This window comes from Polaromonas aquatica (assembly GCF_042659145.1).
Classification (GTDB): Bacteria; Pseudomonadota; Gammaproteobacteria; order Burkholderiales; family Burkholderiaceae_C; genus Polaromonas; species Polaromonas aquatica.
In genome coordinates, this window is record NZ_JBHSRS010000084.1 from 733,051 (window position 1) to 746,410 (window position 13,360).

13 protein-coding genes are annotated in these 13,360 nt (G+C 59.0%); all 13 read right to left on the reverse strand.

All coding sequences use genetic code 11. The features are described from left to right. Positions 1 to 19 precede the first annotated feature (19 nt). Positions 20 to 817 carry a pyridoxine 5'-phosphate synthase gene (locus ACFQND_RS24750; protein ID WP_371438706.1) on the reverse strand — a complete coding sequence of 266 codons (798 nt, stop codon included), beginning with the start codon at positions 815 to 817 and terminating at the stop codon, positions 20 to 22. Positions 818 to 847: 30 nt separating this feature from the next. Further along, on the reverse strand, positions 848 to 1,597 hold the full coding sequence (gene recO, locus ACFQND_RS24755; protein WP_371438707.1) for a DNA repair protein RecO: 750 nt from the start codon (positions 1,595 to 1,597) through the stop codon (positions 848 to 850). Between the two features lie 214 nt (positions 1,598 to 1,811). Beyond that, complete coding sequence (gene era, locus ACFQND_RS24760) at positions 1,812 to 2,765, reverse strand: GTPase Era (RefSeq protein ID WP_371438837.1); 954 nt, start codon at positions 2,763 to 2,765, stop codon at positions 1,812 to 1,814. Positions 2,766 to 2,921: 156 nt separating this feature from the next. Beyond that, on the reverse strand, positions 2,922 to 3,605 hold the full coding sequence (gene rnc / locus ACFQND_RS24765; protein ID WP_371438708.1) for a ribonuclease III: 684 nt from the start codon (positions 3,603 to 3,605) through the stop codon (positions 2,922 to 2,924). Between the two features lie 18 nt (positions 3,606 to 3,623). Further along, positions 3,624 to 3,965 (reverse strand): DUF4845 domain-containing protein, encoded by a 342-nt coding sequence (locus tag ACFQND_RS24770; protein WP_371438709.1) that lies wholly within the window; start codon positions 3,963 to 3,965, stop codon positions 3,624 to 3,626. Between the two features lie 72 nt (positions 3,966 to 4,037). Beyond that, positions 4,038 to 5,003 carry a signal peptidase I gene (lepB, locus tag ACFQND_RS24775; protein WP_371438710.1) on the reverse strand — a complete coding sequence of 322 codons (966 nt, stop codon included), beginning with the start codon at positions 5,001 to 5,003 and terminating at the stop codon, positions 4,038 to 4,040. A gap of 84 nt (positions 5,004 to 5,087) precedes the next feature. Then, positions 5,088 to 6,899 (reverse strand): translation elongation factor 4, encoded by a 1,812-nt coding sequence (gene lepA, locus ACFQND_RS24780; RefSeq protein ID WP_371438711.1) that lies wholly within the window; start codon positions 6,897 to 6,899, stop codon positions 5,088 to 5,090. A gap of 586 nt (positions 6,900 to 7,485) precedes the next feature. After that, entirely contained in the window at positions 7,486 to 8,943 is a 1,458-nt protein-coding gene (locus ACFQND_RS24785; protein WP_371438712.1) for a DegQ family serine endoprotease, read from the reverse strand. A gap of 119 nt (positions 8,944 to 9,062) precedes the next feature. Continuing rightward, on the reverse strand, positions 9,063 to 10,094 hold the full coding sequence (locus ACFQND_RS24790) for a MucB/RseB C-terminal domain-containing protein (protein ID WP_371438713.1): 1,032 nt from the start codon (positions 10,092 to 10,094) through the stop codon (positions 9,063 to 9,065). Between the two features lie 32 nt (positions 10,095 to 10,126). Next, on the reverse strand, positions 10,127 to 10,753 hold the full coding sequence (locus ACFQND_RS24795; RefSeq protein WP_371438714.1) for a sigma-E factor negative regulatory protein: 627 nt from the start codon (positions 10,751 to 10,753) through the stop codon (positions 10,127 to 10,129). A 104-nt stretch (positions 10,754 to 10,857) separates the two neighbouring features. After that, the gene (rpoE, locus tag ACFQND_RS24800; protein WP_371438715.1) at positions 10,858 to 11,493 is read right to left on the reverse strand and encodes an RNA polymerase sigma factor RpoE; all 636 of its coding nucleotides are present in this window, start codon (positions 11,491 to 11,493) and stop codon (positions 10,858 to 10,860) included. After that, entirely contained in the window at positions 11,490 to 11,990 is a 501-nt protein-coding gene (locus ACFQND_RS24805; protein ID WP_371438716.1) for a hypothetical protein, read from the reverse strand. Before ACFQND_RS24805 ends, rpoE begins: the two co-directional genes overlap by 4 nt. A gap of 56 nt (positions 11,991 to 12,046) precedes the next feature. After that, entirely contained in the window at positions 12,047 to 13,291 is a 1,245-nt protein-coding gene (gene fabF / locus ACFQND_RS24810; RefSeq protein WP_371438717.1) for a beta-ketoacyl-ACP synthase II, read from the reverse strand. Between the last annotated feature and the right edge of the window lie 69 nt (positions 13,292 to 13,360).

Sequence of the window (13,360 nt, forward strand, 5' to 3'; positions counted from 1 at the left end):
AAAGATGGACAGGGCATACTCACGCGCGGGTAAACGCTTCATCGATGCAGCGCAAATAGTCTTTCACCGTGGCCTCGTAGCCCAGTTCCAGTGCGTCGGCAACCAGCGCATGGCCTATGGACACTTCCTGTACGCCGGGAACCGCACGCAAAAACTCGGTGAGGTTGTCCCGGTTCAGGTCATGGCCGGCATTCACGCCCAGATCTATGGCCACGGCTGCCCGTGCGGCCTCGGTAAAACGGCTTAATGCCTTGTTTTTCCCCGGTCCGGGCCAGGCCCTGGCATAACTCTCGGTGTAGAACTCCACACGGTCTGCGCCTACGGCCTTGGCGGCGGCCATGGCCTGTGCGTCCGGGTCCATGAAAAGGCTGACGCGCACGCCACGCGCATGCACCTGTTCGATCAGCGGTTTGAGGCGTTCGGCATCCTGCGGGAAGCTCCAGCCATGGTCGCTGGTGAACTGGTCTTCGCTGTCGGGGACAAAGGTGCACTGGTGCAGCGGCAGGCCGCGTGCCGACAGGTCATGCGCAAACTCCATCAGGTTGTGGAAAGGATTGCCCTCGATATTGAACTCGCGGCCGGGCCAGTCCTTCATCATGGCGGAAATCTCGTACACGTCGTCACGGCGGATGTGACGCTCATCAGGGCGCGGGTGCACCGTGATGCCCTGGGCGCCGGCCTCCAGGCACAGGCTGGCCGCCTTGACTACATCGGGGATGCCGAGATGGCGGGTATTGCGAAGCAGCGCGACCTTGTTGACATTGACGGACAGGGCCGTCCTGGCGCTGGGATGGTTGGGGTGCTGGTCTGCGGTCATGGTTTTTACAGAGGTTGGGTAAAGCACTGTTTAAAAAGCCTGCAGGTCCCGCATCATCTGCCGGGTTTTCAGGACCTTCACATCGCAATGGTAGTGCAGCAAGACCCGCAACTGGGCTTTGAGTTCGGGAAGGCTGTTGACACAGGCATGCATGGTGTCTGAAAAGGGAGCGTCGCCGTCCAGCGCCTCCTGCAAAGCCTGCCATTGTGTACCGCTCATGCTGGCCCGGTCGTCGTCATGGGCTTCGCGCAGGCCAGCCTCGGCCAGCAACACGTACTGGGTGTCGGGCTCCAGCTCTGAGAGGGTTCCAGTCTGCGCATCCAGCGATGGCAGCAGCCCGATATCGCGAAGCAGGCGCAACTCAAAGGCACGCAGCGCCACCTGGAGCGTGTCTATGCTCTGGCTGGCCAACAGTTGCACGGTGGCGGCGTAAGCGTCAAACAGCGCCGGGTGCGGGTCATCCCGCGCCAGCAAACGCATCAGCAATTCATTGAGGTAATAACCCGACAACAGGGCATCACCCGTAGGCATGACATGGCCACCCTGCCATTCCGCACCCTTGAGCATGCGGATTTCAGCGTCCCCGCCAAAGGCAATGTGCAGGGGCTGCAGGGGCAAAAGAATGGGCCTGAAATTGGAGCTGGGCTTTTTTGCACCGCGCGCGATCAGCGCAACCCGGCCGTAACTGCGGGTGAACACCTCAAGAATCAGGCTGGATTCGCTCCAGTCGTAGCGGTGCAGGACATACGCGGGTTCGTCAGATATACGTTTAGTAGCCACGATGAGGCGTCAGGCAAAAAAACCGTAGCCCAAATGCAAGCAGGGGCCGCGGAACTGGCTTCGCCAGTCCGCAGGCGCAGCGGCCCCCGAGGGGCTGGAGCCCGCGGCTCCAAGCCTGCCTGCGCAGGCTTGGACGGGCGACAGAGGCGAAGCGTCTCGCGAGCCGCGGCCTGCAAGGCCTCGGAAGCTACACGAAGTGAGCGACCGTGGGGGCTTATTCATACCCGAACGTCTTTACCCTGGCTTCATCATCGGCCCAACCCGAGCGCACCTTGACCCAGATTTCCAGGAACACCTTGGCACCGGTGAGCGTTTCCAGTTCGTGCCGGGCTTCCGTGCCTATGCGTTTGAGTTTTTCGCCCTTTTCGCCAATGATCATGCCCTTGTGGCCGTCACGCTCGACAACGATGGTGGCGGCGACCTTGCGCAGGTTGCCCTCTTCCTCGTATTTGTCGATGATGACCGTCGAGGTATAGGGCAGCTCGTCGCCGGTCAGGCGAAAGAGTTTTTCGCGGATGATCTCGGCCGCCATGAAACGGTCGCTGCGGTCAGTCAGTTCTTCCGCGCCGTACATCCACGGCTGCATGGGCAGGTATTTCTCGCAAATGCCGAAGAGCCGCTCCACGTCTTTGGCGTTATTGGCCGACATGGGCACAAACTCGGCAAAGTTATGGCGCTCCTGCATGGAACGCAGCCAGGGTGCAATCTCGGCGCGCCGGTGTATCAGGTCAAACTTGTTGGCCAGCAGGATGGCCGGCGTTTTTTCGGGCAGGAGCGACAGCACCTTGGCATCTGCCAGGTTGAACTGCCCGGCCTCGACCACAAAAATGATCAAGTCCACGTCATTGACGGCGCCGACCACTGTTTTGTTCAGCGAGCGATTGAGCGCATTGCCGTGCCGCGTCTGGAAACCGGGCGTATCGACAAACACAAACTGGGTGGTGTCGACCGTGCGCATACCCGTGATGCGGTGGCGCGTGGTCTGCGCCTTGCGCGAGGTGATGCTGATTTTTTGACCGACCAGCGCATTGAGCAGCGTGGACTTGCCTACATTGGGCTTGCCGACAATCGCGATCAGGCCGCAACGCTGGCTCTCGACGGGTGGCGCGGGTGGCGCATCGGCCGCCGGCTCGGTACTGGTGCGCACCGACAGCGCCTTGGCCAGCATGGCATCCAGCGATTGCTGCTGGGATGCCTGCGCCGCCCCGCCCTGGTCGCTCTCGCTGGTATCCGCGGGCTTTTTGGGAGGGCTTTTTTTACCGGTAGTCATAATCTGCCATTTAGTTGAGTCATTGGAACTGCAGCCTGCGTCAGGCGCCAGGCTTCAGGCGTCGAGTGTTTTGACAAAAGCCAGCATGGCCGCTGCGGCGGCCTGTTCACCTGCACGCCGGGAACCGCCTATGCCGCGCTCGGCCCGGCGGTATTCCGCAATCTCACACTCGACATCAAAGGTCTGTTTGTGGGCCGCGCCCTGGGTGCCGACCACCCTGTAGATGGGCAGGTTCATTTTGCGGCCTTGCAGCCATTCCTGCAATTCCGTTTTAGGGTCTTTGCCTATCGCCTGCATGCGGGGGTTGATTTCAACCCCTTTGAACAGGCGCCGCACCAATTGGGACGCCGGATCGAACCCCGCATCAAGATAGACCGCGCCAATCACAGCTTCCAGTGCATCAGCCAGTATCGAAGGGCGTTTTTGACCGCCCGACTTGGCCTCGCCTTCGCCCAGGCGCAGCATGTCGGGCAAGCCCAGTTCAACCGCCAGCTTGTGCAAGGTATCCTGCTTGACCAGGTTGGCCCGTACCCGCGACAAGTCGCCCTCAGGAAGCTCGCTTAACTGCTCATAGAGCAGGCCGGCAACCGCCAGGTTGAGAACGGAATCCCCCAGAAACTCGATACGCTCGTTGTGGTCCGATGAAAAGCTGCGGTGCGTCAGCGCCTGCAGCAACAGCCTGGGATTGGAAAAGTCGTGCTGCAGGCGTTTTTGCAACGCCGACAGGTTGGGGCTCAAAGCGGCACTGGCTCTCACTTACTTGGAGCGACCGGTGTATTTGAGGAGCAAATACGCAGGGCCGCCGATGTGGATTTCCTTGTTGTACGCAAAAGCCACGACGGTCTTTTCGCCTTCCTTCGTGATCTCAAGGTCTTTTCCGGAAATGGATTTGATGTCGTCAATCTGCGCAGCCTTGTCAAAGATGCTGCGCACTTCAGGCACGGAAGCGCCTTCCTTGGCCTTGCTCGCCGCTTTGGTGATAGCCTGGAATTCGATCAATGTGGGGAATACCTGGGCCGCAATGACACCGGCAAACGCAAGTACGCCGACAACAAACAAGACACCGATAAACGAAATACCACGTTGCTTCATATTCATGCGTTCCTCCTGCTAATCCCAAGGCATGTCGATAGGTGAGCGGAACCAGTGGAAGGTGCCGCAATGACCCTATCAGTCAAAAGAGCCGATACGTTTCAGATTTCCGAAGTTCATCCAGACAAAAAAGGCTTTGCCCACGATGTTCTTGTCCGGCACAAAACCCCAGTAGCGCGAGTCCAGCGAATTATCGCGGTTGTCACCCATCATGAAGTACTGCCCTTCAGGGACCTTGCAAACCACGCCCTCGCTACTGTAACGGCAATTTTCCTTGAAAGGAAAGTCCTCGGTGCCCGGAATAAAGGCCGGCCTGTCGTCGTCATTGAGGATTCGGTAATGCTTGCTGCCCGTCACTTCCTCAAACTGCTTGGCATAACGCATGGAGTCTTCGTCAAAAAAATCGGGCAGCGGGCTCTTGCTCAGGGGCTTCCCGTTGATCGTCAGTTTCTTGTTCAGGTATGCCACCTCGTCACCCGGCACGCCCACCACGCGCTTGATGTAATCAAGGCTGGGCTGGGGTGGGTAGCGAAACACCATGACATCGCCGCGCTGCGGGGTGTGGTTGTCCAGTATCTTGGTATTGATGACAGGCAGGCGGACGCCGTAGTGGAATTTATTGACCAGGATCAGGTCGTTGATCAGCAATGTCGGGATCATGGAGCCCGAAGGAATCTTGAAGGGCTCGAACAGGAAAGAGCGCAGCAGGAACACCACCAGGATCACCGGGAACAGACCGGCCGTCCAGTCCAGCCACCAGGGCTGCATGATGAGCCGGGTTTTCGCTTCGCTGGTGTTGTCATCCACCTTGTGGATGCCCATTTTGGTCAGTTCGGCCTGGCGTTTGGCAGCGTTTTCTTCCAGCGCCGCAACCGCCTGGCGACGCTGCGGCAAAAAGTAGAAGCGTTCGGCGAGCCAATAAATGCCGGTAACCACGGTGGCCAGGAACAGCAGCAGCGCAAAGTTGCCCTCCACCGCACCAAAATACCAGGCAGCGCCGTAAGCGACAAACGCGGCCAGTACGACGGCGGTGATTGAACTCATGTAATTGCGCATTTGGGGGGTTCCAGAAATTCAGTTAAGTCGGGATGGAGGGCGCAGGGAATACCGGACGCCGGGATGCATGTGTCAGTCCTCTACCTGCAGGATTGCAAGAAAGGCTTCTTGAGGCACTTCCACTGAACCGATTTGTTTCATGCGTTTTTTACCCGCTTTTTGTTTTTCGAGAAGCTTCTTTTTGCGCGAAATATCGCCACCGTAGCACTTGGCAATCACGTTCTTGCGCAGCGCCTTGATTGTCTCACGCGCAATAATATTGGCACCTATGGCGGCCTGGATCGCCACGTCGAATTGCTGGCGGGCAATGATCTCGCGCATCTTGGCCACCACGGCCCGCCCGCGGTAGGCCGACTGGCTGCGGTGCACGATGATGGACAGCGCGTCCACCTTGTCGCCGTTGAGCAGGATGTCCACCTTCACCACATCGGAGGCCCGGAACTCCTTGAACTCGTAGTCCATGGACGCGTAGCCGCGCGACACCGATTTGAGCTTGTCAAAGAAGTCCAACACGATCTCGCCCAGCGGCATTTCGTAGGTCAGCATGACCTGCTTGCCGTGGTAGGCCATGTTCAGCTGGATGCCGCGCTTCTGGTTGGCGAGCGTCATGACGGCGCCCACATAGTCCTGCGGCATATACAGGTGCACGGTCACTATGGGTTCGCGAATCTCGTTGATTTTTCCGCCATCCGGGATTTTCGAGGGATTCTCAACCTTGATGACATCGCCATTGGCCTGCAGCACTTCGTAGACCACGCTGGGCGCGGTCGTGATCAGATCCTGGTCGAACTCACGTTCGAGCCGCTCCTGGACAATCTCCATATGCAGCAAACCCAGGAAGCCGCAGCGAAAACCGAAACCAAGCGCCTCGCTGACCTCAGGCTCGTAGTGCAGTGACGCATCGTTGAGTTTGAGTTTTTCCAGTGCGTCGCGCAGCGACTCGTACTCGCTTGCTTCCGACGGGTACAGGCCGGCGAACACCGCGGGCTGGATTTCCTTGAAGCCGGGCAGCGCCTCCGTCGCGGTGAAAGCCGCACCACCCGTCCCGCCCTTGATCAGGGTGACGGTATCCCCCACGCGCGCCGCCTGGAGTTCCTTGATGCCAGCAATCACAAAACCGACTTCGCCGGTTTCAAGTGCCGGCCGCGGTTCGGTATGCGGCGTGAAGACACCCAACTGCTCGGCGTTGTACATCGCCTCGCTGGCCATCAGCTTGATGCGGTCACCCTTGGCGAGCCGGCCATCGACGACGCGCACCAGCATGACCACGCCCACATAAGCGTCGTACCAGCTGTCGATGATCATCGCGCGCAGCGCTGCATCCGGATTGCCCTTGGGCGGCGGAATTCTTGCAACGACCGCCTCAAGAATTTCATCGATGCCCATGCCGGTCTTGGCACTGCAGGGGATGGCGTCGGTCGCGTCGATGCCGATGACCTCTTCAATTTCCTGCTTGGCATTCTCGGGATCAGCCTGCGGCAAATCCATCTTGTTGAGCACAGGCACAACTTCAACGCCGAGGTCGAGTGCGGTGTAGCAGTTGGCAACGGTCTGCGCTTCAACGCCCTGGCTTGCATCAACCACCAGCAGCGCGCCTTCACATGCAGACAGCGAACGGCTCACTTCATAAGAGAAGTCAACGTGGCCCGGTGTGTCGATCAAATTGAGGTTATAGACCTGGCCGTCGAGTGCCTTGTATTTGAGCGCAGCGGTCTGTGCCTTGATGGTTATCCCACGCTCTTTTTCAATGTCCATCGAGTCAAGCACCTGCGCACTCATCTCGCGATCCTGCAAGCCACCACATCGCTGGATGAGTCGATCCGCGAGCGTGGACTTGCCGTGATCAATGTGCGCAATGATCGAAAAATTTCTGATGTGATTCATCAACGAGAACGCCTAAGTACTTGAAAGTATTGCGAAGAGACACGCGTCATTCGCAATGGACCATAAAAAAGGGCGCGTCGATTGCGACGCGCCCTGAACCAACAATCTATGGCAACTGCGATAGTTGGAAACTTCATTGTAGGCAAAAAGCCGGAAGCCAACAGTCCCAAAATGCCCATATTTTTGTCGTTGCAGGCTAGCAACAGGAATCTTATACACAACTTATTCACAAATTCAGTTGAACAACTCTGGACAACTTGTGGGTGATCTGTGGATCAGCCATGAATACATTGAATTGGGCGTGAATTGAGGTTTGCAATGATCCTGATATATCAAAACATCGCGAAAAACTTCCCCCATTCTAACCAAATTCGCCACTCACTCAGACCAAATGTCAGTAATCACTAACAATCTTGAGCCCATTTATTTTTAAAATATATTTTTCTGAAGGCCCAAAAAAGCTGTCCCGTCAGGAAAAACCCCCAACCCAAGCTGGGTATGGGGGTCCGCCTCAACTGCCTTCGGCGACGCATTCATCAAATGGTCCGGGACACTGCTTCGTCCGAAACACGATGCACAACAGCCATCAGCGTGCGGGTCGAATGAGTGCGTACTGTGCCCACTCACCGCGCCGGAACAATACATTGACAGGCTTGGACTTGTCCACTTTCGCCAGTGCCGCATCGAACTCCCTGACACTCGTCACTTCAGAGTTGGCCACCGCCACAATCACATCACCCTCCCGCAACCCGGCCCTGGCTGCAGCGCCTTCGGCTGTGTCGACCTTGACGCCGCCCTTGACCTTGAGCTCCTTTTTCTGCGCTTCGGACAACTCGCTCACCGCAAGGCCCAACACTTGCGCCGGGCCGGCTACCGGTGGCTTGACCTCAGGGGCCGAGGTTTTGCGGGCCGGTTTGTCCGCCTCCACTTCAGCGATGACCACCGACAGGTCCTTGCTGCTGCCGCGCCTGAACACAGTCACCACGGCCTTGGTGCCGGGTTTGACGTTGCCGACGATGCGCGGCAGGTCGCTGGATTTTTCAATCTGCTTGCCATCAAACTTGATGATGATGTCGCCGGCTTCAATGCCGGCTTTTTCTGCAGGCGCACCGCTCTCGACACCCCTGACCAGCGCCCCCTGCGGCTTGCCCAGGCCAATGGATTCGGCCACATCCTTGCTGACCTGCTCGATCTGAACGCCTATGCGTCCGCGTGTGACCTTGCCGGTGCTGCGCAACTGGTCAGACACGCGCGCCGCCTCGTCAATCGGGATAGCAAATGAAATCCCCTGGAAACCGCCGGAGCGTGAATAGATCTGGCTGTTGATGCCCACAACTTCACCACGCATGTTGATGAGAGGGCCACCCGAGTTGCCCGGATTGATGGCCACATCGGTCTGGATGAAGGGAAGGTAATCGCCGGTGTCGCGCTGCTTGGCGCTCACGATACCGGCCGTCACGGTGTTCTCAAGGCCGAACGGCGAGCCTATGGCCATGACCCATTCGCCCACTTTCAGGCGGTTGATGTCGCCGATTTTCACGGCCGGCAAACCGGTCGCCTCGATTTTGACGACGGCCACGTCGCTACGTTTGTCGGCCCCTATGATTTTGGCCTTGAACTCGCGTTTGTCGGTCAGGGTGACGATCACTTCATCGGCGCCCTCGACCACGTGGGCGTTGGTCATCACAAAACCGTCTGCGGTAAGAATGAAGCCGGAACCCACGCCACGCGGCTGGTCCTCGTCCGGCTGGCTGCGGTCTCCGCGCGGGGCACGCGGCAGGTTGGGTGGAACCGGAATGCCAAAGCGCCGGAAAAACTCCAGCATCTGCTCGTCAACCCCGCCCGCGGCGGCGGCCTTGACTTTCTCCGAGGTCCGGATGTTCACCACTGAAGGGCCCACCTGCTCGACCAGATCGGTGAAGTCAGGCAAGGCACGGGCCTGGGCCCATGCAGGGCTGACAGGCAGGACGGCGCCCGCTGCGGCGAGCGCCAGCAGTCCCGCAGCAAGACAGGAGCGCAGTGGTTTCAGGTTCAATTCATGCATCATCGGCCTCGTCGTAAATATTGGTAATCAGGCAAGCGAACTATAGATGGAGACGCAGGTCAGCGCCCACAACATCCCCACCGGGAAATCAACGACTCGGTGCGGAGGCGGGAGTCGCCTTACTTTTTCCGCTCCAGCCCATTGGCAAAGAGCTTGAGGGTAGCCATGGGCACTTCCCCCATGGCGGTCAGCCAATAGGCGCCCAGTTGCCTGGTCATGGTCTGGGTCGCTCCCATGGACATGCTGGACTCCTTGTCGTGGCGCTGGCGGTCAAAGGGCTCAAGAAAGAGCGAAACCGAGGCGAGGCCATCAGAAAAAATCCACTGCAGGGGCTCATCTCCGCCCTGGGAAGCGGAGGGAGCCGCGGGGCGTTTGTAGCAGCTCATGGGCGTGAAGCCGGCGACAGGGGCCTTCAGTACCCAGCCCTCGGCGCTGGCCGAAGTTTTGACCAGGACGGGTTTCTCCACCCGGTAGCCGTCCACCTTGCCCATCATCTGCAGGAGCTTGTCTATCTTGACGGGCGCGTCGAGTTGCAACTCCGAAAACGCGGCCTGTTCAAGCACCTTGCCGTCGGTATCCAGGGTCTGCAGCTTCACGACCATGCCGCTTTTTTGCTCGGTCCAGACGCGGTAGCCGAAACGCATGGTGTCCCGGGGAACCAGCACCACGATGTCTGCCTCGACGCCCGCTACGCGATCAGCACCTTCCCGCTTGACCTTGTAAAAATCGGCAATGCGACTGTCCGTCGACTGCAAAAGCTCGGGAAAAAGGCCCAGCGATTCGCGTTTTTCGCTGCGCACCACTTTATGGTCCGGCATGAAAGTCACGACCCGGTCGTTATGCCGGAAGATGGAGCGAGGTGCACCCGTCAGCGTTTCAACCCGCTCCATCTGCTGGTTGCCTTCGCAAACATGCCAGATCTTGGCGCTCGAGATGGTGCCGCCGGAGGACACCACATAGGTCCCGATATATGCCTGCTTTTTTGAGGCCTCATGCATGCGCATCAACCAGTCGTTGATGCTTTTGGCCTCCGCCGCAGTACCGGACGAGGCCTGGGCAGGCACCGGCGGAGGCACCTGGGCCGCTACGTAATTCATAGCAAGCAGCGCCGATGCAACGGCGGCCAGAAGGCTAAAAGGCTTGGAATTCATGGTTATGGAAGGCTCGCCACGTTAATCACGGCTCAACGCCCGGTGTTTTGCGGCGTCTCAAAAGTGGCGTTCCGCAAAAAGCCCGAGGGCACCTGGAGGGCCGACGTGCTGCCCAGTTCCCGGTGCGCGGCCAGCAACTCCTCCAGCCTCGCATCACGCACCATGGGTCCCTGCGGCGAAGCCACGATCACCTGCTGCTGTTGCGACGACGGCCCCTGGGCCAGTTGCGGCGCAGGGGAAGAACCCAGCTGGCCTGCGGCATTCCAGGCAATGGTGGCGACCGCTGCCATCGAGGCAAAACCCGCGACCAGCTTCCAGCGGAAACTGCCGTCATTGGCCGCCGGGGCGCGATGGCGAATCAGGCCAGGGGCCAGTTTGCCGACAGTTGGCGCTTCGGCAGCGGCTGGCGGCGCCTGCGTTTTCTCCTGCGCAATACGCTGGTTCAGGCGATCAAGAAAAGCCATGTCGGCGCCCCGTTTGGCCGGTGCGGGCGAGCGCAAGACATCGCCGATCAGGTGATAGGCATTCCAGTTGGCCACCACCGCCTCATCTTGCCGGCAAGACTGGAGCACAACGGAGATTTCCTCACGGCCCAGTTCACCATCGGCCAGGGCAGAAAGGAGTTCGCAGGTTTGTGTAGAGGATTTCATGGTGTTCATGGTTTTACTCGCGTCACCGGTTCACTGGCACCAGGGCCTGCGGGGATTTATTGGTTTGATTGAGAATCATGGTGGCTGTCTGGTTCTGTCGCATTGCGGTGCACTTACCAACGTTTCCCCGACTGACTTTCCAGCAGGGGTTTAACCCTTTCCGAAATCGCCTCGCGCGCCCTGAAGATCCGGGACCGCACCGTACCTATGGGGCAATTCATGGCCTCCGAGATTTCTTCGTAGCTCAGACCTTCGATTTCCCGCAAGGTAATCGCCTGGCGGAGCTCTTCGGGCAAAGCCTCCATGGCCGCATTGACCATCTCCGCAATTTCCTTGCTTGCCAGCACCGCATCCGGCGTTTCGGAACTCGTTAGTTCGTTTTCCAGCGGGGAAGTTTCATCATCGTCCCCCGATTTAAAGGAATTTTCCGAAACAGTCGGGTCCCGCTTGAGGTCCATCAGGGACTTTTTGGCCGTATTGACCGCAATCCGGTACAGCCAGGTGTAAAACTGGGCCTCACCCCGGAACTGCGCCAGCGCCCGGTAGGCCCGGATAAAGGTCTCCTGGGCAATGTCTTCCACCAGATCCACATCGCGGACCATGCGCCCTATCAGGCGCTGGATGCGCCGCTGGTATTTGATGACCAGCAGCTCAAAGGCTTTCTGGTCGCCCGCAACCGTGCGCTCGACCAGCACGGCATCGCTGTCGACGGCTTTTTCGCCCGGCGAAGGTGTCACGTCGGCAGTCATCGGTTTATTTGCGCGGTATCAGCAATTTGCCCATGGCCCGATACTGCCACAGCGCGCGCAGGCGAGCGCTGCGGGGAATACACCGCCCGCCGCAAATCCAGCCAGCGCTCAGGCATGGCCGACCGCTCTGCCCAGAGCCACAGGCTGGCATGCGCCTGGTTCTCGATCCTGAGAAGCAGCAGGTGCTGGAAGTCGGCAATGACAGAAAGCTGCTGCTCTGCAATACCGGTCTGGTAGCCCGGGCTTTCCCAGCGCCAGCACTGACCGTCCCATGCAAGTTGCCCGGTGGGAGCATTTTTCCAGCCTATACAGGCAGCCGCTCCCGCGACCGCAATGGCGGTTCCCGCCAGAAGCATTCGCCAGTCCAGTTGCCGCGTCGCGTAGAACCAGAACAATGCCAGCAGCAGGCCGGCACACCACAAAGCCACCAACACCCAGCCCTGAAAACGAGAACGCCCCAGCGGATAGACAACCGGCGGGGCGTTGTGCGTGATCAAAGCGGTTGGTATCTTGAGTGACCGGAACAGGGACCAGGACAGAACATCAACACGCGTCAGACGCGTTTGAACACCAGGGATCCATTGGTGCCGCCAAATCCGAAATTGTTTTTGACCGCGATTTCAAGTTTGGCATCCCGCGCCGTGTTCGCGCAGTAATCCAGGTCGCATTCGGGGTCCTGGTTGAAGATATTGATCGTGGGCGGAATCTTCTGGTGATGCAGGGCGAGCACCGTGAATACGGACTCAATACCGCCGGCACCGCCCAGCAAATGCCCGGTCATCGACTTGGTGGAGCTCACCACCAGGTTCTTTGCATGGTCGCCAAAGGCAGCCTTGATGGCATTGGTTTCGTTCAGGTCGCCCAGCGGCGTGGAAGTACCGTGCGCGTTGAGGTACTGAACCTCGTCCGCATTGACGCCGGCGTTTTTCAGTGCCATCACCATGGAGCGGCGCGGGCCATCAATGTCCGGTGCCGTCATGTGGTACGCGTCGGCACTCATGCCGAAGCCTATGACTTCGGCATAAATCTTCGCGCCGCGCGCCTTGGCGTGTTCGTATTCTTCGAGCACGACAACACCGCCGCCTTCGCCCAGCACGAAGCCGTCGCGGTCCTTGTCCCATGGCCGTGATGCCGTTTTGGGATCGTCATTGCGTGTTGACAAGGCGCGGGCGGCGGCAAAACCGCCTACGCCCAAAGGCGACACACAGGACTCGGCGCCGCCGGCCACCATCACGTCGCAGTCGCCATATTCGATCATGCGCGCCGACAGGCCGATCGCGTGCAGGCCGGTGGTACAGGCCGTCACAACCGAAATGTTGGGTCCCTTGAATCCAAACTTGATCGAGACATGCCCGGAGATCATGTTGATGATGGACGCCGGCACAAAAAACGGGGAAATCCGGCGCGGGCCGCGATTGACCAGTTCGGTATGCATGTCCTCGATCATGGGCAAACCGCCTATGCCCGAACCGATATTGCAACCGATGCGTGTCGCCATCTCGCCGTCAAGCGCATCGCCTGTGGGCAGGCCACTGTCAGCGACGGCCTGGCATGCGGCCGCCAGCCCCAGGTGGATGAAGCGGTCCATGTGACGGGCTTCTTTTTCGGGGATGTAGTCCGCGATATTAAAGCCCTTGACCTCGCCGGCAAACCTGCAGGCGAAGCTGGCAGCATCAAACTGCGTGACCAGGTCAATGCCGGATTTCCCGGCAACAAGGTTATCCCAGGATTCAGCTGCGCTGTTACCCACCGGGCTGACACAACCCAGACCTGTCACGACGACACGACGACGACTCATTCAGTGATCCTGAAAAAAACCTGAAAAGGCCGTGAATGGCTTTTCAGGTTTGATGATGGCAAATCCACA